The organism is Allomuricauda sp. F6463D (assembly GCF_023015965.1).
GTDB lineage: Bacteria > Bacteroidota > Bacteroidia > Flavobacteriales > Flavobacteriaceae > Flagellimonas.
This window is the reverse complement of the sequence record NZ_JALKAN010000001.1, coordinates 1669062-1695624: the sequence shown is the minus strand read 5'-3', so window position 1 is coordinate 1695624 and position 26563 is coordinate 1669062. Positions and strand designations below refer to the sequence as shown.

Sequence of the window (26563 nt, the reverse complement as noted above, 5' to 3'; positions counted from 1 at the left end):
TTTTGGCTTAACAACGACCTTAAATTTATACTATTTCTTTGGTTTTATCACTTTTCCCGCTATTGCGCTTATACGTTGTTGTACATAGTGCTTTTGCGCTCAGTTTGTAGCGTTGGCAGAGACATACTCTTTTACAGTTTGGGTTGTGCGCTGGATGTTGCGACTGTAAATGTGTGTGGCTCGTAGCATTGGTTAATTCTGCGTTTCATTTACTCGATTAACAAATTGTTCCAATATCATAATATCAGCTCGATGTTCTGGTGGGAAACTTGATAAATATGCTTTGGGTACTACCAATTGCACATTGTATTGTTTCATTTCAGCAAGTTGGTTTTTCGATATTCCTTGTTGAAGAGTGAACAAGTGTTTTGTTTCTATTCTGTCAGCTTCATTTAAAATTTGTCGCCACCTGTCTTTACAAGTCGTTTTTGATGCCAACAAAATCAATTTATTTTCATTAAAGCTCGGATTGTGGTAAGCCTCAATATTTGGAAATAGGAAGTCAGGTTTTTTATTGTTTTCTGTGGTTACTTGAGTTTGAAAATTAAGTTCCGATATCCTAAATATCTCTTCTAAGTGGTGTTCGAGAGATTTTCCTGCACGACTTTTTCTGCGATTAAGGATTGTGTTGGCAGAAATAACCAATTCTTCAACAGAGGGAAAAGGATTTTTAATCAACTCAGCATACCTGTCATTTTCCAATGTTTTGAACAGGTCGTATTCCGTTTCAAGCCACTTTAAAATCTGTTTATCTGGATTCGCCTTAATTTGACTTGGCGTTACACCAAAGGAATTGATGTAACAATTTCTCGCATTTGTTGCTATTTCTAAAGTTGGTGGAAAATCGACGGCCAAAGCATTTATATATTGTAAAAAGCAACCAATTAATTGTTCTTCAGCTGTTTGCTCTAATTGCTTAGGTATTATTCCATTGGTTTCAGTAGATGAAATGTTTAGAGCAGTAAAAAAGTCCTCTATATCTTCATCTGTGCTTAAAACAAATGCCTCAAAGTAGTCGTTCGACCTTTTGGAAATTACAAGCAAATCACCAACATTATCGTCTGTTAAGTACGGAAAACCTCTTCCAAACCGAGTTAAGCGATACTCATTCCTTGTGCCTTTTCCGTAATAAATAAATCTGCTTGTCGTTTCAAAATCATCTTGCCATTTAATCGTGGCAAAATGGTCTTTGTTCGAGCCTTTTTCTCCCTCTGTTTCAAAAAATAATGGCCAAGAGCTTTTGTGCAAGTGAAAACCAGCTTGATGTCCTCCAGTTGAACCTGTATCGTTAGGCTTAATGAATTTGCTAAATGCTATTTCAGACTGCTGTGCTGATTGAATTGCTTTCTCTAATATGCTCATTTAATTTTGAAAGTTCTTTTACAATGTTGTTGCCGACTGCTTGTATCAAAGGCATTACAACAGAGTTGCCAAATTGTTTGTATGCTTGGTTGTTTGAAACAGGAATTATAAAATTATCTGGAAACCCTTGAAGCCTTGCACATTCTCTTGGTGTCAATCTTCTTGGATTCTTACCTCTTTGCGGAATTAATATTTCTGCTCCGTCTTTATAATACCGTGCACTCATTGTCCTCGATATTCCATTGAGGTCAGTTAATCCAAATCCAAATCCGTTACCTTTTGCTTGGTGCTTTTTCTTGTATTCTTGAAGATAATTCCACAATTTGTCTGAAAGCGTGTATTTATCGTCCACTTTTCGTTGAAGAATTTCTCGAATGGCAAAATTTGCAACTTCGGGCTGTGGAAATTCAAAGGTTTCTTTGCCTTTGAAAACCGATTTTTTGAAACCAACAATGATTATTCGTTCACGGTGTTGTGGAACATAATATTTGCCGTCCAAAACTTTGTAATGCAAGGAATATCCTAATTCGGTCAGAGTTTCGGTAATTATTTTGAATGTTTTTTTCTTATCGTGAGAAACAAGATTTTTGACGTTTTCGAGCATAAAAGCCTTTGGCTTTTTGTGTTTTATTATTCGAGCAATGTCAAAAAATAATGTTCCTTGGGTTTTATCCAAAAAACCGTGTTGTCTTCCAAGCGATTTTTTCTTTGAAACGCCAGCAATTGAAAATGGTTGGCAAGGAAAACCACCCAATAAAATATCGTGGTCTGGAATTTCTTTTTCTGAAATTTTAGTTATGTCTCCAAAGGGGACTTCGCCAAAATTCGCCTCGTAAGTTTGTTTTGAAAACTTGTCCCATTCACTTGAGAAAACACATTTTCCGCCATTATTCTGATATGCAAGTCGTATTCCTCCAATTCCAGCAAACAAGTCGATAAATTTGAAAGTCGGATTTTTCGGTGGCGGAAAAGGAATATCCCATTCGATAGGTAAATAATATTGAAAATCAGGTTCTTTCAGGATGTTATTTTCCTCGTGAAGTTCTGTAAGGTATTCAGTTGCAGTTGGCTTAAAATATTGTGAAACACCATTTTTGTGATTCTGAAAATAGTGCGTTAAGTACGCCAAATCGTTGTCAACTATTTTGTCAACTTTGATTTGTAACTCTTTTTTTATTTTCGAATATTTCTTGGCCATACTAATGCGTAAAGAAACAAAATTCTGAAAGCAATTCACAACATATTCAGTCGTGTTTGTTCACAATCTTGTTAACGGTTTTTCGAGCGCAAAGGCAGAAACAGCTCTTTTATTTTTCAGCTTGGGATGGTGGGTTTGGGAAAAATAAATGTGCTGTTTTAGCGGTGGGATTGCATTATGTACAACGCCCTGCTAAACCCAGAACGTTATCAAATTGCTTTTAGGTAATGTTGGGTCGGGTTTTTGGTGTTTTCAATCGTGGAGCCGAGGACTTACAGTCCCGACTGCATTGGCAATTTGGTTTAGCAGGGCGTTGGGACGGATGCCCAAGGGGCGGGAATTGCGGAGCAATGTAGCTACTTGGTTGAGGCCGGAGGCTTTCAAATTCCGTCCCAACGTTCTGTGTATGGTGTCGTAGCATCCCGCAGGGTGCTATGCACTATACACCTTGTTGTATGCCGTTTTTATTTTATTTATTACGTTCTTCTTAATCGTTTGCTTTGCAAGCTCTTTTGCAAAGCTTTGGATTGAGCATTGGCTTGTGCGGCTTTGGAAATGTGCTTGAAAATTGGGCTGGCTATTCATATTCTGTGTCTCATCATTTCATAAAATGGAAATAGAAGTTTAAATACTGTTAGCATTTCACTTGGCATGTTGGTCTCGGACATTTCATCATTCTGGATTTCATAATCTCTTCCTATGATAAAATACATTTGATTATTGTCCTTTTTAGTGAAATTATGAAGTACTTCTGGTGAAGTAAACTTGTTGCAAAACTCATTTACTCCACCTACTGAAATAAAATATTCATTAGGCAGTGATTTAATCATTTGGTAGAATTTGTCTCTGAAAGTTCTGTCTCTCATCTGTCCTTTAAAAAACTCTCTGTCGAATAATCCACCTTCATTTTCTTTTGCAAATAGTAGCCAAATCCCAATGTTTCTGACATCAATTCTAATTTGCAATCTTGCATGATGAATAAATGTCTGTTTGGCTTTTTGATCTGGGCCAACTAATTTTTGATACTCTTTAATTTCATTTACATTTTTTCCATAACTCAACCACATAGCATTGATTGCTCTTGGTTTCGAAGGGTCTATTAGTCTTATCATTGATATTAGGTGATCAGACATTGGATTAGGTTCTAAAATTTGGATTCCATAATCCTTAAATCGAGGAAAAACAATTTCATGTAACTCTATACATTTTGATCTAGCCAACTCTCTTTCGTCAACTGCTTCTTCACTGTCAGAATACCAAAGTTCTCGTCTAAATGCCCAATGATGTTCCTTCTTAAAAAACCTGTCAGAAAAATCAATAGCGTCAAGCGGATTAACTGTCGAGTGTGTCTTTTTAAGAACAATTGATTTACGTTTCCTTTTAAGTTCTTTCTCAGTTTCTTTGATTGACTCCAATTGACTTTCATACTCGTCAATATTTTCGTCTGTTAAAGGGTACCCATCCTTAAATAGTGAATTAAACCAATTCAAAATATGAAGACAGTCTGCTTGATTAGATATCTTATAATTTAATTCAACATTATTTTCAAAACCACCGTCTGTTAAATTAGCTGAGCCAACAAATGCAACGTATTCATCATTTGATTTTATTAAATATACTTTCGGGTGAAAATTGAAATCTGATTTATAAATAGCACACTCAAATGATTTTTTCTCTTGTTTGGCTTGCATAGAGTGTAGAACAGATGGAGGAGTTGGAAGGTCAATACCAACTATGTAATGCTGAATACAGCTCTCATTTATTGTGTTTTGAATGTATTCAAAGGTCTTGTCTTTTATTAGGGCAACAGCAAACCATGATTCATCTGCATTTTTAAGCAGAGGTTCAATTTCCATTTTTAGTTTACTTAATATCATATAGGATAAAAATTAGGCTGCCTTTGTTTCAGAATCATCTTTTATTTTGGCTATATAAAGTATCTAAAGTCATAAGCTCTATTACCAAGTTCTTCTAATTGCTTCCCCATTACCGAAAGTCGTTTTGAAAAGTCGATAGATACTGGCATTGTTTTGTATAGTTCAGCTCCATTCCAATTCATTTTGGTCAACTTCAAAATGTCATTCGCCACGGTTTCAATTGGGTCTGTTCCTCTAAATCGTTTTATCAATAAAGGGGAAGGGATACCTCTTTTTCCTTGGTAATATTTCCCGTTTAATTCAGGGCTTTCTACAATGCCATGTGTCCATAATAAAAAGCTGAATTCATCTAGTTGTATAATTGTTCCTCTATCAATTGGGAAACCATCATACTCATGTTTGCCTGTTGAATGATTCTTTCTGAGCTTTAATGCTCTCCAATTACTGAATTGTTGAATTTGAAGAAGTTCAATGTTATCAATGCCTTCTAAGGCATTGCAAATCCCATCCATTTCGTCTCTTGTAAAATGAGTGGTCTTATGTAATACCAATTTTTTGAGTCCAATTACAGGGTCTATTTTATGATAGGTATTTCGAATGTTGGTTATCAAACGAAATGCATCATCCTTACTCATGAATGGGTTTTTATTGTAAAAAATAGGCTTCTCAATTGGCTGAAGTAGAAACCTTAAACCGTTTCCATTACCGTCAAAAATCTGACTACTCCCTAAGACTACTTTTTTACTTGCGTTTTGTCGAACCGCATATCCTAACCCAACGAAGGCAGTTTCAGTATTATCAGTTTTGACTTTCCATGGAGTACCATTAGATTTTACATATATGCCAAGTGAAAGCCACCATTTAACTTTTGCTTGATCCTTATAATTGATTGATTTGTCTTCGATGAACTGCAATCGTAAACCTTTCTTTATTGCATAAAGTTTGAGTGAATCATGAAGGTCGAAGTAGGTTTGTTCATTCTTAAGTTCTCTGAAATTCGTCCAATAGTCTGGTATGTAAACCGCTACACAATCTATCTCTGTATTTTTTAAAGACAGCTTGTCAACTTTGTTCTTTATTAATTCATAGAATTGAATTGCGGAATATTGACTTACTTCTGTACTGTTAATTACAACCACATATTCGCTTTGAATAGAATTGGGAATTACTAAATGTTTTTTATAAACTTCATCAAAGCCTAGGTATTCTTTTAAGTACTCCTTTTCTGTTGTTGGTGTTACGGGGCTCAATAATGACTCTAAATGTGTTTTAACTCTTTCAAAACCTTTATCAGGAGAGATTATTGCTATTTGAATCTTAGGTGTACTGCCATTTGCTCCGAAACTTTCTTCAAGGGGTCCCAAAATTTTTAATCCATTTATTGGGTGTATGGATTGCTTTGTTTCGTCTTGATGATGAAAGTAAATTAGAGGTTCCTTTGCTTTCGAGTAACTATCAAAACAAAAGAAGCTATCCATTTTTTTTGCTGCTGTAGAGTAATACCCCGAAAGTTTTATTTCAAAATCACCAAGTCGAAAAGTGAGATCTGATTTCCTGTTCTTTAACTCTTTAAACCAAAAGCTTAACTTCTTTCCATATTTTCCATTCCAACGGTTTGAAACAATTGTATTGGTGATATCCTGAACAGTTTTCCTATCAGGCTCTTCGCCTGTAGTATTTTGTATATGAATGGTTGGGCAAATAAGGAGGAACAATTCCTTATTGACAAATTCTACTTTAAACTCAAATGCTTCAAAAACTTGAATTCCTTTTGGTATTCGGAAATTGAGCCATTTAGGAATGCTGTTGATTTCTTCTTGACTTAATGGATGACTTGTGGAATAAAACTTTCGGATATGCCTGCCTTTAGTGTGCAAAGCCAATCCATAATCAGAAATCAATGATTTTTCAATCAATCCATACAGAAGACCAATATAGAATGAATCTGGCTGATGGAAGAGATATTCAGGAATATCAACCAATCTTAGTTCGTCAGTAAAATAGTCCTTGAAGAGTTCCTTAATTTCATTCTCATTTCCGAAAAGTGAAAGAGTTTCTCCTTTACTAAAAGCGGCAACTACACTTGAACCATCTAATACTTCACGTAGTTTTTTCCATTTCCCTTCACCATTGATAGTTGTTTTTGTCGAAAATATTGCTTTTGGAAAAGACTTTGTTTTTACAGCATTTAAGAGAATAGGCGTAGTATTAGATTGATTTTGATTCAATCGAAAGAACTTTCTCTGTTCAAATCGATCATCAGCAATTGAATCAATCTGTTCATTTTTTAATTCACAAACTTTGTACAATTCATGAATGAAATAATCGAAGCTATCTATAACCATAAACCCTGAACGTCCGTTTTGGTTATTGGCTTTTTCTATAATCTTGATTAATCGTTCATTTGGAGCTATGTCTTTAGGAATACACCAAATCAGGCCTTTTGGAAAGGGATTCGATTCCTCTAATGATTTTTCAAGTGTCTTTAAGACAGATTCGTCACTACCTGAATAACCCACGACTAATAACCCTCGTTTATTAGTAGACTCTATAAAGTAATGATGAAGGTTCTCTTCAAGCTGTTGCAATTCCTCATCAGTGTTTTGCAAAGGATCGTAGCGGAAATCTCCATGAAGTTTTACTACAGTTGGAATATCTTTTCTGAAATTCTCAACAGAATTAGCATTTTCAGGTGATACAACTTGGCAGGTTATGTCAAGTTTACTTATTGCTCGTTCTATTAGGTCATCAAAGTTAGTTGTCCAAACAGTATTAAGCTTTTGTTTCTCAACTAGCACAGAAAGACACATAAACCCAATTGAAGGCTTTTTGTCTCTTACGAGATTAGTAAGGAACTCTTTTCTTACTAATGGGTCTGGATAACACTTTTCAAAATAGTGGGAGTAAGGGTTTAGGGTTTGAGTATCTTCTTCAACGAAAAAGCTTTGAATAACCTTCTTATTCGCATCAACTTTAAGATCTAGAAGTTTCTTTCCGTTAATTTCCCCACTAGTACTCAGGAGTTCTCTCTTAAAAAGCCAAACTAAATCGCTACCTGATGGAATTCCCGAAGAAATTGACGCACCTGCTCCAAGAAATAAATCAAACGACTGATTTGAAAGTACTTTATAACTTCTTAGAAATGTGTTTTTGTCAATTTTTATCATTCAGTTTCTATTACAAAGCGTTGGCGAAAAAATAGCTCTTTTGGTTTTTTTGCGATTGCCTGTGCGTTGGCAAAACCAAATGTGCTATTTGTGCGTTGGCTTTTCTTTTTTCAATGGCATACAACGGACTTGTGTATGAAACGTAGCGGGCAAAAAGACACCAGCTTTTCGGATTAACACAGAGCCGAATTTTTATATTTTGTTTTAATATTTCACTTTTAAAGCCAAATTAAAAATTTGGCGGTTTTTGCAAATAAATACAAGCCCTTTGGTTAAGCACTTATTAGCTATTTTTTATACACGTTGTTAGGGCAAGTACTTATTCCATAAAGTTGTAGTGTGTAAATCTCCAACCTTTTATTTTAGCTCCTGTTCTTTTTTGATATGCCAAATACTTTTGTACTAATGGTTTCCCTAATCGACTATTTAATATATTCCAAACTGATTTAGCTAATTCTTGAGGCTCGTCAGTTCCATTTCTCACAAATAATTCTCTAACTAGCAATCCAGCATCCTCATTTTGGATTGCTTTCTCTAATATTATTTTGTCAATTTTTTTAGCTAGTTCCATTGCGATATAAGGAACTTTAATGACATCAGCATCTTCTAGATTAAGTGGTGTGCCAACCGCAGAATACCTAGAATTCCAAACTCTAACTAAATCCTCTGAAGTTTCTCTTCCATTGTGAATTATTGCGTTTCTTACATATGTCCAATTGTTCCAATCTTCTACAAGTCCGTCCTTGGGGTCATTTATTTGATATTTCAATATTTGTTCTAATCGCTTGAACATTTTTAAATGCGATTTATTTCTAATATACTTTTGGGTAACTTTTTCCGCAAACCATTCTCTTACGCTATTATTTTCCATTTCTTCAGCTATATCCTTCGCCTCAAACGGCATTTCAGATTCTCCAACTAAAGATGGTTTTAAGTACATCATTCTTTTGACAATGTTATAGAGATACACTTCGAAAACTGTAATGAAATTTACTATTGAATTTTCGCGTGTAAGCTGTAATACATTATTATGATTTGCTAAATACGTTTTTGGCGGTAAGTCAATACTTGAAAAAGGTGTTTTATTATCTCCAGGAAACAAAGTAATTCTTGCAGGCAAATCGGCTTCTGGTATTCCATTCCACCATCTTTCGGAATAAATCAATGAGGTGTTTATTTGCCAATAATTTCGGATTTCCGCTTCAATAGATTTGTAGAAATGTTGAAGAGCTAATGATTTTCCGTAATTTTTCTTTGCCATATGCTTTTTTCGTATTTGCCCTAACGGTCTTGTATATGAAAAGTAGCGGATTTTAAGTACAAACTTTTCAGGTAAACTCTGACCTTAAATTTATGTAATTCATTTTGATTTAGCACTTAACCGCTATTTTTTATATACGTTGTTACCCACTGGCTTTATTCCGTTCAGCTTGGTTTTCAGCGTTGGATAAGACATACTCTTTTGCAATTTTTGGCTTGTGTGTTGGTTGGTGCGAATTGCAAATGTGTATGGCTTTTAGCGTTGGCTTTTTAACAACAACTTTTATTTTCTTGAATTGGTGGACAAGCAACTGTTCCGTATGAGCAATAAACACAGCAATCTCCTTCTTTTGGTTTCAAAACCGTTTTACAATTCTCGCATTCGTAGAAAAATTGACAAGCGTTTGTTGGCATATCTTCTACTTTTTTATGTCCGCAATTAGGACAAGTGATTTCTGATTTTAATTGGACTTCCATTAGTTTTCTTTTTTGTCGGTTACTTTATAACCTGTTGAGTTAATTGCATTCTCGATTTCTGTTTCGTTGGTTTTGGTTTTGTCAAATTCAACGATTGCATTTCCATTTTCGTAAGACGCTTTTGAGTTCACAATTCCGTTGAGCTTATTTACTTCGTGATTTACGTGTTCTTCGCAACTCGCACAAGTCATTCCGCTTATTTTAAATTCAGTCGTTTTAATGTCCGATTTGTCAACTACGATTATTTGCTTTTCTGTATTTGGGTAAAATATTCCTGAATAGTATGGAAAAACCAACATTACAATTGCAAATACAGTTACGATTCCTAAAAACTTTTTTGATTGAATAAATTTTGGTTTTTCGTCCGTCTCGCATTCGCAGTCAATTTCTTTTTGAGGTTTTAGTTTTTGATACCAAGCAAAACCAAGAACTAAAATTGTCAGTCCGATTAAATAAGGTCTAAAAGGTTCAATCCAAGAAAATGCAGAAGCAATTCCGCTTGTTCCTGCGATTAGAGCCAAAACTGGTGTAATACAACACAAGGAAGCTGTAATTGCAGTTAACAAACCTGCACCAATTAATTTATTTTCACTTTTCATATCGTTTCTAAAATTTTGTTTTTATCAAGTATCTCAAAAAACGGATTTAGTAATTTTTCGTATTCAGCCGTAAGTGAGTAAAAAATTGTTTGAGCATCTCTTTCTGTTTCTAATAGATTTCGGTCTTTCATTTTCCTTAAATGTTGAGAAATAGCGGATATGTTCATTCCAAGAATATCGCTTAAATCACAAACACAAAGTCTTTTTTCTATAAAGAGTAGGTAAAGTATTTTCAATCGAACGCTATTTCCGACCAATGAAAGTCCATTTGCCAAATAGTCGAACGATTCGTCTAATTCCGAAACGGTTTCTTTGCAACGATTTATTTGTTCAATATCAGCTTGTTGTCTTATGCAATAATTATTTTCCATATAACAAAGTTACGTTTATTTCTTATTTAAGCAAATACTTAAATACATAATTTTCAAGCGTTGGGAAAATTTTAGCTCTTTTGGTTTTTACAGCGTTGGATTTGTGTGTCGGAAAAAACCGAAAGTGCTAAAATATGCGGTGGGTTTACAGCTTGTGGGTAACGGATTTGTGTATGATTAGTGGCGTGTTTAAGCACCTAATTTAGCAAATAAAAACCGAATAGAAAATCCACGAGGATTTTCGTAAGTAGGCGAGAACCAGCCATTAATTATACACGTTGTTGTAAGTAGTGCTTTTTTAGTTCACTTACTTAATTTCAAAATCCGAAATGCTCCTTGAATTACCAATGCAAAAACAATTGTTCCGATAATCAAATCAGGTTTATTAGAACTCAAATAATGCACTAAAATTCCTGCAATAATTACTCCCAAATTGATAATCACGTCATTCGAAGTGAAAATCATACTCGCTTTCATATGTGCTTCTTCTTTGCTCTTTGACTTTTGCAAAATATAAAGACAAATTCCGTTTGCAATAAGTGCAAAAATCGAAACTATAATCATTGTTGAAAAATCGGGAAGTTTCTCGTTTCCGAAAAATCTTCTCAAGACTTCTACAAATCCAATAATCGCAAGTATTATTTGAAAATATCCAGCAAGTTTGGCAATCCGTTTTTTCTTTATTACTGTTCCGCCAACCGCAAACAAACTAATCCCGTACACAAAACTGTCCGCAAGCATATCTAAACTATCGGCAACAAGTCCCATAGATTTTGAGATAATTCCTGTTGTCATTTCAATAATGAAAAAAGCAAAATTTATGGCAAGTACAGACCAAAGTAGTTTTTTCTGATTTTCGTTTTCTTTAAATTCCGTTTGGTCGGTTTGTTCCGTTGAGATTTTTTTTCCACCTAAATTCAGTTCGATAACTGACTTTTCGATTTGGTCAATTTCTCCGCTGTGAAAAACGGTCAATTTTCGATTAGGAATATCAAAGTCCAAATTCGCAATGCTTGAAATTCCGTCCAATTTCATTCGGATAAGATTTTCCTCTGAAGGACAATCCATTTTGGTAATTTCAAATATTGTTTTATTCACTTGGTTTCTGGGTTTTTCGGCATTACTTACAACTTGTTTATATACCCAACTTTTATCAGCTTATACCTCCAATGGTGATGGCTATGCCCAAGTAAGAGATATTTTATTAAGCATATTTTTTAGCAATGCTCAATTTAGATTTTGGGTAAAATGAAGTTAAATGTAAGAATATTCTATAAAATGAAAATGTGGAATTCTGTAAGGAATTCTAAAAAAGGAAGAAGCTATAAGTTGGATGAAATTAGAAATTATTGATTTTTCTTATTCAATTTCGAAATCAAAATCGTATAAAACTTTAACGTGTACCCCCAAACCTTTAGCTATTGGAAGCAGGGTAGTTACTTTTGGTTCGTTTTCGGCACTAATGATTCGATAGACTTGTTTACTTTCGATATTACCCAAGGAGGCAACTGTTTGAACATCCGTATCATGTTCATTGATTAACCTTAAGAGATTCTCTCCTAATTTTCTTCTATATGCCATCCTCCAATCTTTCATCAAGGCAATGTCTATGGTTTTTAGGAGAAAAAATTGTCAAGTTTGACAATAACTCTAAAATTTTACTATATTCGTTTTAGTATTAAGTATTTTTGCGATTCTTCGTTTAGACAATATTTGAAGCTTTCGCTTAGAGTCTCGTACTAGAAAACTGGTAATTTTTATGGAAACGAGATAATAAGTAGATTGCTCACGACCCGGGGCGTGGGCTCTCTTATTGTTTCCAAGGCATACCAGTGCCCCTAGTGCAATAAGTTGAGTTCCGCGCCTTTTTTTTGGGTAAATGGTTCATAGCAACTTTTTCTAAGCGTTTGTTTTCTTTAGTTCTTTCGGGGTATCGCCCAACCATCTGGGTTATGGGAAACATTTGGCAATTTTTTTATGTAGGGTTCACACCGTGTTTTTGTTCCATTTTCGGGGCCTGTCACTCGGTGTTCGATATCCTGTTCAAGAAAAAGCCAAAGAATCCCGTTTAATCCTTGGACTATAGTTATGGGATACACGTTACACACTTTTCCGGTTCACGATATCCTTTGGTCCCATAACTGATGACTACATTTTTTTGGGCAACCGGCCCGATCACGAAACCATGGTCTTTTTGGTTTGGGAATCCTATTTCTGGGTATGCTATTACCCGGACAGGATGGCCTATGTCCGAACCTTGATGTCCTTTTTGGAAGTTACGGATTTTCCGTGACTTATGGGGCAGTGTGGAGAATAACTAACGCTTTAATCAAAAGAACTCAATTTATGCAATTAGCTACAATACGCATGCGCAGGTTTTTCCTGTCCGTGCTCCTCTATGTCTTTTTAACACCACTTTTTTCATTCAATGTGCAGGCGGGCACTGTCTTGGAACCACCACAGGCCACCATTACCGGCACCGTGACCGATATGTCCGGGAAACCCCTGGCCGGGGTGAATATTGTGGTGGAGTCCAAGAATATTGGTGCCATGTCCGAATTGAATGGTTCCTTTTCCATTCATGCAGGTTCTTCGGATGTCCTGGTCTTTTCCATGGTGGGTTATAAAACGCTTTCCGTGCCCATTGGGGGTAGGGAAGAGCTCTTTGTTGCCTTGGAGGAAGATGTAACGGTACTGGGTGAGGTGGTCCTCAATGCGGGTTATTATACGGTTTCCGAACGGGAAGGGACGGGCACTATCGAAAAGGTGAGTGCCGTGGAGATCGAAAAACAGCCCTTGTCCAATCCGTTGGCCGCACTGCAGGGCAGGGTGGCCGGTGTCGAGATCAATCAGTTCTCTGGATTGCCAGGTTCCAATTTCAATATTCAGATACGGGGTAGGAACAGTATCCGTCCCGGGGCCAATGAACCGCTCTATGTCATCGATGGCGTTCCCTTTGCATCGGGTAGCCTCGGGGAGGAGCAGGCCTCACTGCCGTTGCCGGGAGGTGCCATCAGTCCCTTGAACAATATCAATCCCTCTGATATCGAGAGCATCGAGATTTTGAAGGATGCCGATGCCACGGCCATATATGGTTCACGAGGGGCCAACGGGGTAGTGCTGATTACCACTAAAAAAGGCACGTCCGGGGATACTAAGGTCGAACTCCATGTGCAGACGGGATTGGGATCTGTAACTCGGAAGCTGGACCTACTGAATACCGCCGAATACCTTATGATGCGGAAGGAGGCCTATGCCAATGATGGGATAGATCCCTTCCCGAGCAACGCCTATGATGTGAACGGTACTTGGTATCCCAATAGACAAACGGATTGGCAAAAGGCCCTTTTTGGCCGTACCTCGTACTTGACGGATGTAAGGGGTTCCATCTCAGGGGGCAACGCGTCGACACAGTTCTTGGTCAGTGGCAATTATTATTCCCAGAGCAGTGTGTTCCCTGGGAATTTCAGTAATAACAAGGTATCGGTATTGAGCAACCTTGGCCATAGGACAAAGGACAATCGCTTCTCGGTACAGCTTTCCACCAGTTTTACCTCCAATACCAATGACCTGCCCGGGGACGGTCTATTGGTATTTCAGGCCCTACAATTGGCACCCAATGCCCCTGCGCTGTACACAGAAGAGGGGGAGCTTAACTGGGAGGGTTCCACGTGGCGAAATCCCTTGGGCGCTCTCAATGGGGTCTATGTTTCCAAAGGCACGACCTTGATTAGTAATGTCAGATTGACCTATAAGCTTTGGGGCGAGCTGTCCCTGACCACCAATCTCGGGTATACGGAAAACCACCTTCGTGAACTGAACACCGTACCCTCGACCATCTATGACCCCGCGTACGGGATTGGTCCAGAATCTTCCTATGCGGTGCACAATACAGGGGAACGCAGTTCCTGGACCATTGAGCCACAACTGCAGTACCAAAGATTTTTTGGCGGACTGAGACTTACTGCGTTGGGAGGGCTGACCTTTCAAAATCAGGAGACGAAACGGCGCTCACAGTTTGCCTTTGGGTTTACCAATAACAGTTTGATCGAGAACCTATCGGCGGCTTCCGAGCTGTATCCCGTGGCGGATATTACGGAGCAATACCGATATCAGGCATTCTATGGACGGATCAACCTGTCTTTACATGAGCGTTATTTCGTGAACCTGACCGGAAGAAGAGACGGTTCAAGTCGGTTCGGACCGGATAAGCGCTACGCGAATTTTACTGCGATCGGTGCGGCTTGGCTTTTTGGGAGCGAAAGCTTTGTGAAGGAGGGACTCCCCTTTGTAAGTTATGGAAAACTGAGGGGCAGTTATGGGACTTCCGGGAACGATAAGATCGGGGAATACCAATACCTCGATACTTATTCCTTTGGTTCCCAGCAGTACCAAAATACCATTGGTCTGTATCCTACGCGATTGTTCAATCCCAATTTTAGTTGGGAGGAAAACAAAAAGTTGGAACTGGCCCTTGAACTGGGATTGTTTCAAGATCGGATCTTGCTGAACACAAACTACTACCGTAACCGGTCCACCAATCAATTGGTGGGGATTCCCCTACCAGCCACAACGGGTTTTTCATCGGTCAATGCCAATTTGGGCGCAACGGTCGAAAACAGAGGCTGGGAACTGGAACTCTTAGCCCATTTGATCCGTAAGGAAAAGTTTAGTTGGACCATGGGATTGAACATGACCTTCCCCAAGAACGAATTGCTGGAATTTCCCAATTTGGAAGGGTCAACCTATGTCAATCAGTACGTGGTCGGCAAACCCTTGAACATTGCCAAGGTCTACCAATGGAACGGGGTAGATTCCCAAACCGGGCTCTATACATTTGAGGATTTTAATGGCGATGGTGCCATTGCAAGCCCGGATGACCGCCAATTGGTGAAGGAACTCGATCCCTCCTATTATGGAGGACTGACCAGTAACCTGGGTATCGGCAAGTTCACCATGGACCTGTTGTTTCAGTTTTCCAAACAGGAAGGCTATAATTTCTGGGCCACCGGAGGTGTATTGGTGGGCAGGTTGGGCAATCAGCCCAAATCGGTGCTACAAAGGTGGCAGGAAGGAGGGGATATGGCCCCCGTGCAGCGCTTTTCCACGGGCACATCACAGACCACCCAGGCCTTTAGGAATTATGGGCGGAGTGATGCCGCTATATCGGATGCCTCTTTCCTTCGTTTGCGGACGGTATCCCTATCCTATCGATTGACCGATAGGAAAGTACAAGGGTTTGGCTGTGAACTGTTCCTCAGGGGACAGAATCTTTTTACAATCACGGGCTTTGAGGGGCTGGACCCCGAAACCCAGAGCAATCAGGCCGTACCACCCTTACGGATGGTGAGCCTTGGAACCAAATTAACTTTTTAAACAGAAATTATGAAAATGCGAAATATGCAACTTTATAGGTTTGGTCACCTCATGTGCGGTGCTCTGCTGTTTTCCATCCTGTTGTCCTGCGAGGACTTTTTGGAGGTAGACCCACCGATCGATCAATTGACGGGAACCGTGGTGTTCGAGGATGCCGCTACCGTGGATGCCGCCTTGGCCCACATCTATGCGGAACTGCGGGAAAGTTCCCCAGTGGCCGGGACATCCAATGGACTGGGGTACCTCATGGGACATTATACGGATGAACTGGAGCTCTTTAGTCTTAATCTGCCCGATGTGGACAATGTGGCACAAAATAGTGTATTGCCCAGCGATAATACCGTTCAGAACCTCTGGAACTCCAGTTACAACCTGATCTATGCCGCCAACCGTATTCTTGAAGGTGTGGAAGAATCCAATGCTTTGACGGAAATGGAAAAGGACCGGTTTAAGGGAGAAGCCCATTTCATCAGGGGGTTGCTACATTTTTATGTGGTCAATCTCTTCGGGCCAGTACCCTATGTCGACACTACGGACTATGATGCCAATCGTGAGGTATCCCGCATCGAAGTTGATCTGGTGTACCAAAACATCTTGGAAGACCTGAATATGGCCAAAGCCTTGTTGTCCCCCTCGAATGGGGATATGGAACGCCTGCGCCCGGACCACTGGACGGCGGCAGCCCTGTTGTCGCGTGTCCATCTCTATTTGGAAGATTGGGAAAAGGCACTGGCCGAAGCTTCTTATGTTATCTCCAATGGTGGGTTTGCCCTTTCCCCTGATCTTAATGGGGTGTTCTTGAAAGAGAGTCCGGAGACCCTTTGGCAATTGGGTCCCAACCTTTCAGGGGACAACACCAATGAAGGATTTACTTATATCATAGTATCGGGACCGCCCCCGAATTCAGCTCTGTCCCAAAGGCTGTTGGCCAGCTTTGAGGAAGGGGATGCCCGAAGTACTTTATGGGTAGGGGCCGTATCCGAAGGAGAACAGGTGTGGTACTTTAACAATAAATACACGGAATTTGCTCCAACAGCAGTGACTAGGGAGTATTCCGTGCAGTTCCGCTTGGCAGAACTCTATTTGATCGTTGCGGAGTCGCAGGCCTATTTGGGAAACCCAATACAGGCCTTGACCTATCTCAATGCCCTTCGCAGTAGGGCCAATCTTGATCCTTTGCCCTTTACGGATCAGACCACCCTGGTGGAGGCGATCCTTGCGGAACGAAGGGTAGAGCTGTTTTTGGAACAGGGACACCGATTTTTTGATTTGAAACGGACCAAGAGGGCCGATGCGGTGTTGGGGGCTTTCAAGCCCGGTTGGGAAGGCACCGATAGCTTACTGCCCATTCCGGAATCGGAACTCTTGTTGAACCCTAAACTACAGCCACAAAATGAAGGATATTAATAAAAATCATACCCCTATGGCAAAGTACATGAAATGCCAATTTTTGTTTTCATGCATTGTTTGGTTAGTCGCCTGTCCCCTCTGGGGGCAGGTTTTTTCAGGGGTATCCGCAGAATTGAAGGACGAACGTCTCATACTTGGATTGGAACCAGAGGTCTTTGGGGTTCCCATGTTGTTTGTCCGGCATGGTACCGGGGACCATCAAGTGGTGTGGACCAGAGAGGAGGATTATGTGCTTTTGACCATACCAAGGGTCAAATCCGAATTGGATATTGAACTTCCCCTATTGGGAAACCAAGCAATTGCATCAAGGGTCATCGGCCGTTTTCCCATACTTGGTGATGGACCGACCGTACATATCGATGCGACCGACTTGTTTTTACAGACCCACATCCCATGGCAGCCCGGACCACCGGAAAGTGTACTGTCCAACCTGTCCTATATTGAAGAAGTGGTCTATTTGGACAATGAGACCATAGTACGGACCCAAAGGACAGTGCCCTATAGAGGGGCCAGCAGGACGGTGGAGGCGGATTTCAGCCTCTATAGGTTGCCCAAGGCCATGCAGCCGAGATTGTACGATCATCGCATGGCCTATTCATATGAGAATCAAAATTTTTTGTTGGGCGAACAACTTCGTACCGAAAGAGGCAGTATTACCCGTTGGCGCTTGGAAAAAAAGAAGGGGGCAAAAAAAATAGGGGACCCTATCAAGCCAATTGTATTGTACCTTGACCCTATAACTCCTGATAAGTGGAAACCTTTTCTAAGGGCGGGTGTATTGGAGTGGTCCAGAGCCTTTGAAAAAGCAGGGTTCTCCAATGCCATCGAGGTACGTGAGCTACCTGAGCACTTGGATGGACGTATCGGGAACAGTGTCAATTTTTCCATGATCCGTTGGAACAGACATGCCAAGGTGAGGAATCCCGAAGTTTCTGGTGGCGGGTCTTCCGCAATCACCATCATTGACCAGCGTAGCGGGGAGATCCTTAAAGGGGATATCCTTTTATCCACTTTAATTCCTGGACTGTCCGAAGATTATTTAATCCGTTGTGCCCCCTTGGATGAAAGGGCATGGGAATATCATTTTTCCGATGAGCTGAACGGGGCGCTGATCCAATACCTTACGGCCCATGAAATGGGACATATATTGGGTATAAAGGATGCCAATTTCGGGGAGTATGCCTACCCCTTGGAAAAGATGAGAGATCGATCCTGGTTGGAAACCATGGGACATACTCCCAGTATTATGAATTATTGTAGACATAATACCGTGGTGCAACCTGAGGATGGGATACCACCTTCACTATTGATCCAACGGGTGGGGCCTATGGATGAATTCCATATTGCTTGGGGATATCGATTTTTTCCGGGGACACAATCCCCTGAGGATGAATTGCCCTATCTTGACGCCATGGTCAGCAAACAGGACAGTATTCCATGGTTGCGATTCAATAATGGTCAGATGGAAGTTTTGGGGCCAGGTACGGTCAATGAGGTGGTCGGGAACGATGACCCCGTGGAAAGTGTACGTTTGAGCCTTAAAAATATGAAACGGGTCATGGATCTGTTGCCCAGTTTGAACAATGATCAGCGGGACAACACTGTATTGGTTCGACTCTATCATAAGACCCTTAAACTGTGGTACAATTATATGTATCAGATCGTATCCATGATAGGGGGCTATGGCATTCAATATAAAATGGGATCTCAGGATGGTGCTGTGTACGACCCCATTCCGATGGCAAAACAAGAGGAAGCTATGCAGTTTTTGCTCAAACATGCCTTTGCCCAACAAGCGTGGTTGTCCAATCCTGAGTTTTTGGATAAGATACAATATTCCACCAATGGAGATCAATTTCTGCAGTATCAAGTGAAGTTGTTGAATGAAGTATTGGATGGCCGTCGTTTGAAAAGACTGGAATTTATGGAAGGTTTGGAATCCCATCAAGGCATATCAAAAAAAATGATGTCCCAGTTGCGTGCCGGACTTTTCTCCGATTTAAAGAATGTGGATAGGCAACAACAGGAGTTGCAAAGGGCCTATATCGTGCAGTCCGGCAAATGGATCTCCCATAGAAAAAACTACTTCTTTGCCGTTCCAAGAACCGATGCCAATATGTACAGTGATTATGCCAAAAGTGTGCTGCTATCAGAAATCTATACGGTCTGGGATCAGGTCAACAAGGCACTGAAGGCCCATAAAGATGCCATAGTCGAGGCCCATCTGTTGTTGTGCCTGCAATTGATGGAGGAATTTGTTCCTTCGGATTAGGTTATATAAGAAAGGAGCCTTCATCAAGGCTCCTTTTCTGGATTAATTGGGCGTAGTTTTCTTTAATTGAAAGCTACAGGAGGTGCCATTTTCATCACGATAAACCTGGAACCCGTCCGAGGTACACAAATAAGTGCCCGCTAGGGAACAATCCAGATTGTTCACCTGTTCACAAGATTCCTGTGGGTCAGGTTGAATATATCCCTGGGTAATCATGGATGCATCGGCCGATTCTAGTTCAACGGCGGTAAAGGCACTTGCGGCAATGGCAAAAACGATGGTCAAGGCCGGCATTACAAATTTGATTGCTTTTGTTTTCATAATACATAGATATTAAAATGATGATCTACTCTATTAATGGGTTTTCGATCTTCTCCCAGCTACAGGCCTGTAGTTTCTTCGGTGTTTGTTGTTTGGTCAAAGTAGGCTTTCCCGGTGCGGTACACGGATAACTGGTCACCGATCAGAGCAATCACATATGCCCCTCGGATCGCAAATTCCCGAACCTTGTTTTTTCGAATATGGTACAGGTAAAAACTGAACTCGTATGTGCCTCTTTGGTGGTTGTATACATCTATGATGGAGGCCTGGTCCAACATGGACTTACTTTCATTTCGGCCCAATCGATCCGATTGTACCAAGAATAGGTTCCCGTCCATGGCCCCCGATCTATTGACGATCAAAGGAGGGGCCTGTAATTGAATTTGGTCGTGGCTGTTGGCTTCAGCTACTTGAATTTGACCCTGCTCTACCGTATCTATGGTCCGTTGGTTTTTTGGATTTTCCATCTTGGAATCCAGGACTATGAATATGTTACGGTAAAAATATAGATAGCCCAAGTACATGCCGTCCCCGCTTTGAACCAACATCCCGTCCACATCGAAAATACCATCCAATTGGGTCTCCAATAGGGTGGTGTCCAAACGGATGTAAAAACTATCTGTTTGTTGAATTATACCCAAGGCGGACCGTTGGGTTTGGCTGCTGATGGTACGGATAAACAAATGGTTGCTGTCAATGGGTATGGCCCGGTTGAAAAAGGCCGTTTCTTCCATCCAAGGGGCGGCTTTCCAGTCCCCAATCGTTCCCCGGAGGATAAAGGGCATGGTTCCGTCCATGATATAGAAATAGGGAGGGAGTACCCTGGTCTCCAAGGAACGGTACCGAAGACCTTTATTTAATGGTTCCATGCGGATATGGACGGTATCCCGGGTGCCCAAATCCACACGGAGCAGATGCCAGGGTGCTGTGCTATTGCCCAGGTACAGGAAATCTGTATCCCATCCTGCTACATAATAGGAATTATAGCCAATGTCCAGATTATATGTTTTGACCACTGGATGGGGTGGATACCTCCGGGTAAAAGCATTGTTGCGGTGAACCTGCTGTTCCGAAAAGAGAAAGACGATGATGACCGCTCCTATACTTAGAGAGGCAGTGCCCAATAGTTTGAAAAGGACGCGGTTTATACCCATGGTTAAGGTTTTAGGATTTTGGGTTATTGGGTTGGATCAGACGACTCCAATCTCAGGATACCGATGACCGCCAAGGCCACAAAGAACAGGTTGAATACAATATGTTCGGTCCAACCCATATTTTCTAGAACCCCTCCACAGGAACAGGGGATGTAATCACTGAAGTTAATTACCAGTGCAATATAGGTAGTGAACATGACCATCAGGGCAAAACTGCCATACAGAGCCCATAATCGGAATTCGTTGAACACGAATAATATGACCAAGAAGTATTCCACTACGGGAATGCCCCATGCCGCCTCATTGGCGTAGGCCGTAAGTACTGGAGACTGGCTCAATTGGATTGTGAACTGTTGAAAATCCATCAGCTTGCTCGTTGCAGCATACACAAATAAAAAAATGAACAATACTACAATGGCAGTGATAAGATGTTTCTTATGGACAGCGTGTACTTTCATGGATTCATGGGTCAAATTAATTGAACTCTGTTTTTGGGGAAACTTGTAGCATATCATACATATGATATTACACTGCTAAACTATTGGATAACAATGGTGTAGAAAATGGTAAAACACGGGAATCGGTTGGCAAAATCCGGTTATTTGCAGTTTTTTTCTTTAAGAGGTTGTCGGATCAGTAACCTTAAAGTCGAGTGTAGAGTGCTTTCAAGCTTATTTTTGAACATATCCATGCTACGTTTTACAGTGTTATTTATAAAATGCCCCTGTTTCTGTGGTGCATTTCCATTTACCGCACTGTTCTTTGTTCAATACAGTTACTGTAAGGCTTTTGGTTGATTAGTGGGCTCATGTAGCCCGTGTTAAAATCCCTAGTTTTGTAAACTACTGATATTTTACTTTTTATTTCTTGATTGGGTTGGTCATATTTGAAGAGTTCATCGATCATGATGGAAAGACCCCAATCTTTAACGACCTGTTTATGTGCCTTAACCTTTTAAATATGAAAAGAACATTGCACAAATCCAAACTTGAAATAAGAATAGCGGAAATCGAATCATCAACATCCAGTACCATTGATGCAGCCATGGAGATTATTGCCCTCTGCCGTACCCGTTTATGGGAACTTAGAGACAAAGTTACCGTTCAAGCGTTTTCGGACGACCGGGAGGAAATTGAGTTTTTTAAATACACCAAACAAATACCCATGGTCAACCTAATCTATTATACTGAAGTACTGGACTTTGAACTTAATTGTCCTGCTACGGATCTTGAGGCGTTACGAAAACTTGTCAAGGCCAGATCCAAGAAATGGAATGCCTTTTTCACAACGCACTCGGATTTTATAAAATATATGAAATTGAAGTTGAACCATTTCGATGCACAGTTCTTTACCCGAAAGTACACGGTAGATTACTTTGGTAAGTATAAGCCTTCTTATATGCTCGATCCCCAATTCAATACTTCACATGACCGCTTGTGGGCAAGGATACAGGCTGGTCAACAGGCCATGATATACATCCGAGATCGGTTGGCAAGTACTATAAACTCCAATAAATCGAGTGATCTGTATTGGACTTCCTCTAAAGTTTCCTTGACCGAATTGGTATATGCCCTTTATGTATCCCGGGCCTTTAATCATGGGAAAGCGGATATCAAACAAATAGCCAGGGCATTTGAGCATATGTTCAATTTCAATTTAGGGGATTGCTATCGCACCTATATTGGGATATGTGCAAGAAAAAAGGACAGGGCCAAATTCTTGGATGAACTGTCATATCGGTTATCCCAACATATCGAAAAAAGCGATGCCTAATGTCTTTTTTCAAGTTCGGTTTTGGTGAAAAACAACATTTTAGCATAGTCTTCGACCCAATCTATCTCATGCTCGGCATCAAATTTTACGTCCAATAAATAGGGCTTGTCGTTAGCCATGTTATACGATTGTAAAAGGGCTGTGTATTTTCCGGGACCCGATGGTGGGATTAAGTAATCATTAAACCCTATGATCATAAGTGTGCTCGGATATTCCTTGTCCTTGGATAGATTCACGACTGGATCCATTCGAAGTAAATCCTGGTAACTTTCCTTTTCTTTGATGCTCCCAAATTCAAAAGCTGTATCGGAATCGTCAAAGCCTTCCATATATTCGGTCCTGATCACATTCAAATTGGGGACGAAGCCCGTAAAGACTCCATATAGATCCGGTCGTTCGTTAACGGCCATGCCGCCGGTTATCCCCCCGGCACTGCTAACTGTGAGCCCAAGTCTCTTGGGATGGATGTAACCATTGTCGATTAAAAATTGACTGCAGGCGTTCAAATCTTTCCAAGAATTCGCTTTGGAAGACTTCATGCCCGCTTCATGCCATTTAGGTCCTTTTTCTCCACCGCCCCTGACATGGGCAGAGGCATAGATGTTCCCCTGATGGACAAAATCTGCAATAGGGGAGTGGAACCACGGGGTTTCTGAGATGCCATAAGCTCCATAGGCCGTGATAATGCCCATGGATTCCTTATCAAATGCGTGGTCTTTTCTCCTCACGATGCTCAGTGGAATCTTTGTGCCATCGTGTGATGTCACTTCCACGACTTCACTTATAATATTCGAAAACTCGGGGAAATCCGGCCACATGCCCAATTTCACAAACTCAAATTTTCCGGTCTCCGGATCTAAATAATAATCCTTCGGGTTGGAAGTCCACCCCGATAGGGAAACCCATAGATCATTCTTATAGGGAGAACGGTAGTCGAACGTTATTTCACCTGCAGCAGCAGGTAGCTCTATTGGCACATCTTCCGTATTTTCCATGTATCTATACAAAACCGAAGCAATACCGTTGGTGCTCACGGTATAATATATATTGTCACGGGTAACTTTAAATCCACTCAATTGGTCTTCTCCCTTGCCTGAGTACAACACCTTTGGATGTTCAAAATCGGCATCTTCCAAATCGACCATGCATAATTCTATATTATCCTCATGAAGTCGCTTAAAATAATATTTGCCATCGCGTTCCGTACCCCAATCATGGAATATCATGTCGTCACTGGAGTATAGTTTCTTCCAGGAATACCTCCCCGCTTTATAATCTTCAATTGGAATGTAATAACTATCCCAAAAATCCGATGCATTCCCGGCATAAATGAACATAAAGTTGCTCTGGCTTGAACGGAACATGGGTACCGGATAGTACTCTTGATTTAGATGTACCCCATTTTTACCATCTTTGAATATGGATTTAGCTGTCCCATCCAAGTTGTCCAGACAATACAATGCCGTATAGCTATTTCGATCATTGTGGTCTTCCCCATAGTTCGGATAGGCAATAAAGGAAATGCACTTGTTGTCCGGGGCCCACACATAACCGCCTGCTTTTTTAGGCTTTGTATTTACTATAGGCTCTCCTATGGTTTTTTTGGCCTCGCAATCCAAAATAAGGAGTTCGTCAAAAAAATGGCCTTCCTTTTCCATGGCCATGGCCACATATTTCCCATTATAGGAGGGTTTGTAATAAGCGATGTCATAGGAGCCATCCTTATAGACTTTGGGGTCGTACAGCAATTGGGAGCTGCTCCCTTTCTCCTGACGATATAACAGGTTTCTTTTGTCCTTGGCCCTTGATAAATAAAAGGTAGCACCGGATTCATTATAAAAAATCCTGCGTGCCGGATCCTTTTCCTTGTTTTCCAAAGAATCGTAGTAGGCGTAAACTTCCCGGTACTGCGGTGTCGCATCAAAATAGGATTCCGTGATGGAGTCCTGCTCTTTGAACCATTGTACAATGGAGGAATCGTTGATTTTTTCAAGGTTGGAGAACGCATTTGTGTATGAAATTCCATAATGCTCCTCTACCACACTGGTATTAGGGATTTCGGGATAATCAAACCTATGTTGTTCGTTTTTTTTGCATCCCAATACAAGGAAAATGGTCAGAATGGCAAGTACTAATGATCGTTTCATATACGGCAACATACTAAAAATCCCTATTTGTACATAGGGATTTTAGTGAAAAAAATTAATGGTAGTGTTAGTCGACCTTTTTTATTTTTCCTTTTTCGATGTCACCATCGTCTCCTCCTCCTTTGATTTTTCCGATGTGTTTCAATTCGTTTTCCTTGAACATTGTTTTGATGTTTTTGATTTTTTCCATGGTGTAATGGTCTTTTTACGTTTATATATTAGACTGGTCCAATCTAATGGATATCCCTGTTTTTAGAATAAAAAATTATCCTCATTTTATAAATTGCCGTTTTTTTGATGTTCAAACTGAAAGGCGAGAAGTCGGAGTTGACATGTTATCCGTATTTTCGGATTGTCATGACGTGATACAATGAAGTCATTGTGGTGTATATTGTTTTGAATTATTCGATGTGCGTTGGATCGCGCCCTTATCCTTCATGTACTATACGGAAAGGATTACACGGATATTAGTAATGTTACCTTGGGTGCACTTGTTCTGGGTAGCAACCAACAGGTCTTCAAGATTCAATTATACTGTAAACCAAGAATTATGATGAAGAATTCAACTGCTTTTCAATTGGCATCGACCGTTCAGCTGATGGGAATGATCTTTCTGTTTTTTTTAAATTCCTGTAGATCGCCCAAGGTGTTGATCGATGCAGAAGTGCATCATGAAATGACTTTTGGCAAAGGTCAATGGATACTGGTCGATCCGATTTATGATAGGAATTGGAACCATTTTGAAGATTTGTACGTGGAAGGGTTCACATCCCTTATTGGTGATTCGTTGCATACCCTGAACCAGGTCAGACAAACCCATCTATTGGCGGAAGAACTAAATTTTGAGCAATCAGGAAGGAGTTTGGAGGAGCTTGGGACAATCTTGAAAGAATTTGATTATCTGATCATGTGCAAGGCGCTGACAGTGGCAGAAGAAGCATCTTCCATTTCATCACATGAGATAGGCCAAGGAGCGTCCGTATTCCATAATGAGGTGACGGTCGGTATTGCCATATACGACCTGAAGGAACAACAGCTCATTTCAAAAATTACTGGAACGGGAACAAGTCACGATGTTTCCAGCCCAGGTGATTCCTGGCGCCTGATGGATACTCCGGATGTGATTGCCCATAAAACACTACAAAAGATATTGGAACATTATGGACTTCACTGATCCCTGTTCATGATAAAGCCAAGGTTGACCTGTATCATGACCGGGAAAATACCAGCGTTTCCCTTGGTGTCAAAATATAATTGAGGCCCTACGTCCACTAGAAGCCTAACTTTATCAAAGGTACGTTGGATACCCCAAGTAGGTCCGACAACGAAATCCAAATCGTCCGTTCTTGTTACGTTTTCCGCTATGGAAGGCCCGCGCCCCATGGCCCTAAGGGAAATAAAATTCCCAGCATTGTGCATAATTGACTTTCCTTTGCCCTTCCTTGATCTTCTATTGTACAAAAATTTGAACTGTGTATCCAAGAAAGGGGCTATCACATAGTTGAACCCATTGTTTTCTATAGCCGTTATTTCATCATAAGCTCCACTGTACCCAATGCCGAGTCCAAAGCTAATAAGGGGTTTGTTGCCCAAAGGAAGCTCATAATCCAATCCTGGATTGATAATGTTGACGATGAGCCTTTTCTGAAGGCCGTCAGCGCTCTGTCCGAAAGTATAGGTGCAGAATAAGAGCGCGATAATAAAAAGATTGTATTTTTTCATGTCAATGGTGTGTTTGTAACTAAGATATGAAATCAGGCCATCTCAGACGGCCTGATTTCAGTCAATTCTTTTATTCT

At 40.4% G+C, this 26563-nt stretch carries 21 protein-coding genes; 5 read left to right on the top strand and 16 right to left on the bottom strand.

The features are described from left to right. Positions 1-192: 192 nt before the first annotated feature. The 10 genes from MWU56_RS07530 to MWU56_RS07485 form a co-directional block, all read right to left on the bottom strand. Positions 193-1362, bottom strand: coding sequence for a type II restriction endonuclease (locus tag MWU56_RS07530; protein ID WP_247043406.1), 1170 nt, complete (start codon positions 1360-1362; stop codon positions 193-195). Beyond that, positions 1319-2560, bottom strand: a complete 1242-nt coding sequence (gene dcm, locus MWU56_RS07525) for a DNA (cytosine-5-)-methyltransferase (protein WP_247043404.1) — start codon at positions 2558-2560, stop codon at positions 1319-1321. The genes MWU56_RS07530 and dcm overlap by 44 nt, the downstream gene beginning before the upstream one ends. Positions 2561-3141: 581 nt before the next feature. Beyond that, entirely contained in the window at positions 3142-4416 is a 1275-nt protein-coding gene (locus tag MWU56_RS07520) for a phospholipase D family protein (RefSeq protein ID WP_247043402.1), read from the bottom strand. Between the two features lie 71 nt (positions 4417-4487). After that, positions 4488-7604: an SIR2 family protein gene (locus tag MWU56_RS07515; protein WP_247043400.1), complete on the bottom strand. Its 3117-nt coding sequence runs from the start codon at positions 7602-7604 to the stop codon at positions 4488-4490. Between the two features lie 319 nt (positions 7605-7923). Then, positions 7924-8865: a hypothetical protein gene (locus tag MWU56_RS07510; RefSeq protein WP_247043398.1), complete on the bottom strand. Its 942-nt coding sequence runs from the start codon at positions 8863-8865 to the stop codon at positions 7924-7926. A 269-nt stretch (positions 8866-9134) separates the two neighbouring features. Next, a complete protein-coding gene (locus tag MWU56_RS07505) occupies positions 9135-9341 on the bottom strand; it encodes a DpnI domain-containing protein (RefSeq protein ID WP_229669510.1) in 207 nt (68 codons plus the stop codon). Then, entirely contained in the window at positions 9341-9940 is a 600-nt protein-coding gene (gene merTP, locus MWU56_RS07500; RefSeq protein WP_247043396.1) for a mercuric transport protein MerTP, read from the bottom strand. The genes MWU56_RS07505 and merTP overlap by 1 nt, the downstream gene beginning before the upstream one ends. Beyond that, complete coding sequence (locus MWU56_RS07495; RefSeq protein ID WP_247043395.1) at positions 9937-10311, bottom strand: ArsR/SmtB family transcription factor; 375 nt, start codon at positions 10309-10311, stop codon at positions 9937-9939. The genes merTP and MWU56_RS07495 overlap by 4 nt, the downstream gene beginning before the upstream one ends. Positions 10312-10614: 303 nt before the next feature. After that, positions 10615-11409 (bottom strand): cation transporter, encoded by a 795-nt coding sequence (locus tag MWU56_RS07490; RefSeq protein WP_167919739.1) that lies wholly within the window; start codon positions 11407-11409, stop codon positions 10615-10617. Between the two features lie 261 nt (positions 11410-11670). Continuing rightward, entirely contained in the window at positions 11671-11907 is a 237-nt protein-coding gene (locus MWU56_RS07485; RefSeq protein ID WP_247043394.1) for a hypothetical protein, read from the bottom strand. A 750-nt stretch (positions 11908-12657) separates the two neighbouring features. On the opposite strand from MWU56_RS07485, the gene MWU56_RS07480 reads away from it, so the two are divergent. Genes MWU56_RS07480 through MWU56_RS07470 form a run of 3 tightly spaced genes read left to right on the top strand, consistent with a single transcriptional unit; the run spans position 12658 to position 19369 of the window. Next, positions 12658-15687 carry a SusC/RagA family TonB-linked outer membrane protein gene (locus MWU56_RS07480; protein ID WP_247043393.1) on the top strand — a complete coding sequence of 1010 codons (3030 nt, stop codon included), beginning with the start codon at positions 12658-12660 and terminating at the stop codon, positions 15685-15687. A gap of 9 nt (positions 15688-15696) precedes the next feature. After that, entirely contained in the window at positions 15697-17094 is a 1398-nt protein-coding gene (locus MWU56_RS07475) for a RagB/SusD family nutrient uptake outer membrane protein (RefSeq protein ID WP_247043391.1), read from the top strand. 16 nt (positions 17095-17110) lie between these two features. Then, positions 17111-19369 (top strand): zinc-dependent metalloprotease, encoded by a 2259-nt coding sequence (locus MWU56_RS07470; RefSeq protein ID WP_247043389.1) that lies wholly within the window; start codon positions 17111-17113, stop codon positions 19367-19369. A gap of 42 nt (positions 19370-19411) precedes the next feature. Here the strand turns inward: MWU56_RS07470 and MWU56_RS07465 are convergent, their stop codons facing one another. The 3 genes from MWU56_RS07465 to MWU56_RS07455 are packed head-to-tail and all read right to left on the bottom strand — an operon-like array spanning position 19412 to position 21302. Continuing rightward, a complete protein-coding gene (locus tag MWU56_RS07465; protein ID WP_247043388.1) occupies positions 19412-19690 on the bottom strand; it encodes a DUF6520 family protein in 279 nt (92 codons plus the stop codon). A 59-nt stretch (positions 19691-19749) separates the two neighbouring features. Continuing rightward, positions 19750-20844 carry a hypothetical protein gene (locus MWU56_RS07460; RefSeq protein ID WP_247043387.1) on the bottom strand — a complete coding sequence of 365 codons (1095 nt, stop codon included), beginning with the start codon at positions 20842-20844 and terminating at the stop codon, positions 19750-19752. Positions 20845-20867: 23 nt separating this feature from the next. Then, positions 20868-21302 carry a MauE/DoxX family redox-associated membrane protein gene (locus tag MWU56_RS07455; RefSeq protein ID WP_247043385.1) on the bottom strand — a complete coding sequence of 145 codons (435 nt, stop codon included), beginning with the start codon at positions 21300-21302 and terminating at the stop codon, positions 20868-20870. Positions 21303-21804: 502 nt separating this feature from the next. Between MWU56_RS07455 and MWU56_RS07450 the strand changes: the two genes are divergently transcribed. Then, positions 21805-22617: an RteC domain-containing protein gene (locus MWU56_RS07450; RefSeq protein WP_247043384.1), complete on the top strand. Its 813-nt coding sequence runs from the start codon at positions 21805-21807 to the stop codon at positions 22615-22617. On the opposite strand, the gene MWU56_RS07445 is transcribed toward MWU56_RS07450, so the two are convergent. Then, positions 22614-24764, bottom strand: coding sequence for a prolyl oligopeptidase family serine peptidase (locus tag MWU56_RS07445; RefSeq protein ID WP_247043382.1), 2151 nt, complete (start codon positions 24762-24764; stop codon positions 22614-22616). The two genes, MWU56_RS07450 and MWU56_RS07445, sit on opposite strands and share 4 nt — an antisense overlap. Positions 24765-24831: 67 nt before the next feature. Next, positions 24832-24954: a hypothetical protein gene (locus MWU56_RS16545; protein WP_262917782.1), complete on the bottom strand. Its 123-nt coding sequence runs from the start codon at positions 24952-24954 to the stop codon at positions 24832-24834. Between the two features lie 360 nt (positions 24955-25314). On the opposite strand from MWU56_RS16545, the gene MWU56_RS07440 reads away from it, so the two are divergent. Further along, positions 25315-25938 (top strand): hypothetical protein, encoded by a 624-nt coding sequence (locus tag MWU56_RS07440; protein WP_247043380.1) that lies wholly within the window; start codon positions 25315-25317, stop codon positions 25936-25938. On the opposite strand, the gene MWU56_RS07435 is transcribed toward MWU56_RS07440, so the two are convergent. Next, entirely contained in the window at positions 25932-26486 is a 555-nt protein-coding gene (locus MWU56_RS07435; RefSeq protein ID WP_247043379.1) for a hypothetical protein, read from the bottom strand. The two genes, MWU56_RS07440 and MWU56_RS07435, sit on opposite strands and share 7 nt — an antisense overlap. Positions 26487-26563 lie beyond the last annotated feature (77 nt).

Bases quoted from the DNA above. Each gene is read 5' to 3' on its own strand.
- MWU56_RS07480 (WP_247043393.1), top strand. From the start codon at position 12,658: ATGCAATTAGCTACAATACGCATGCGCAGGTTTTTCCTGTCCGTGCTC.
- MWU56_RS07440 (WP_247043380.1), top strand. From the start codon at position 25,315: ATGATGAAGAATTCAACTGCTTTTCAATTGGCATCGACCGTTCAGCTG.
- MWU56_RS07450 (WP_247043384.1), top strand. From the start codon at position 21,805: ATGAAAAGAACATTGCACAAATCCAAACTTGAAATAAGAATAGCGGAA.
- MWU56_RS07530 (WP_247043406.1), bottom strand. From the start codon at position 1,362: ATGAGCATATTAGAGAAAGCAATTCAATCAGCACAGCAGTCTGAAATA.
- MWU56_RS07495 (WP_247043395.1), bottom strand. From the start codon at position 10,311: ATGGAAAATAATTATTGCATAAGACAACAAGCTGATATTGAACAAATA.
- MWU56_RS07510 (WP_247043398.1), bottom strand. From the start codon at position 8,865: ATGGCAAAGAAAAATTACGGAAAATCATTAGCTCTTCAACATTTCTAC.
- MWU56_RS07470 (WP_247043389.1), top strand. From the start codon at position 17,111: ATGGCAAAGTACATGAAATGCCAATTTTTGTTTTCATGCATTGTTTGG.
- MWU56_RS07515 (WP_247043400.1), bottom strand. From the start codon at position 7,604: ATGATAAAAATTGACAAAAACACATTTCTAAGAAGTTATAAAGTACTT.
- MWU56_RS07475 (WP_247043391.1), top strand. From the start codon at position 15,697: ATGAAAATGCGAAATATGCAACTTTATAGGTTTGGTCACCTCATGTGC.
- merTP (WP_247043396.1), bottom strand. From the start codon at position 9,940: ATGAAAAGTGAAAATAAATTAATTGGTGCAGGTTTGTTAACTGCAATT.
- MWU56_RS07445 (WP_247043382.1), bottom strand. From the start codon at position 24,764: ATGAAACGATCATTAGTACTTGCCATTCTGACCATTTTCCTTGTATTG.
- MWU56_RS07505 (WP_229669510.1), bottom strand. From the start codon at position 9,341: ATGGAAGTCCAATTAAAATCAGAAATCACTTGTCCTAATTGCGGACAT.
- MWU56_RS07435 (WP_247043379.1), bottom strand. From the start codon at position 26,486: ATGAAAAAATACAATCTTTTTATTATCGCGCTCTTATTCTGCACCTAT.
- dcm (WP_247043404.1), bottom strand. From the start codon at position 2,560: ATGGCCAAGAAATATTCGAAAATAAAAAAAGAGTTACAAATCAAAGTT.
- MWU56_RS07485 (WP_247043394.1), bottom strand. From the start codon at position 11,907: ATGAAAGATTGGAGGATGGCATATAGAAGAAAATTAGGAGAGAATCTC.
- MWU56_RS16545 (WP_262917782.1), bottom strand. From the start codon at position 24,954: ATGGAAAAAATCAAAAACATCAAAACAATGTTCAAGGAAAACGAATTG.
- MWU56_RS07465 (WP_247043388.1), bottom strand. From the start codon at position 19,690: ATGAAAACAAAAGCAATCAAATTTGTAATGCCGGCCTTGACCATCGTT.
- MWU56_RS07460 (WP_247043387.1), bottom strand. From the start codon at position 20,844: ATGGGTATAAACCGCGTCCTTTTCAAACTATTGGGCACTGCCTCTCTA.
- MWU56_RS07520 (WP_247043402.1), bottom strand. From the start codon at position 4,416: ATGGAAATTGAACCTCTGCTTAAAAATGCAGATGAATCATGGTTTGCT.
- MWU56_RS07455 (WP_247043385.1), bottom strand. From the start codon at position 21,302: ATGAAAGTACACGCTGTCCATAAGAAACATCTTATCACTGCCATTGTA.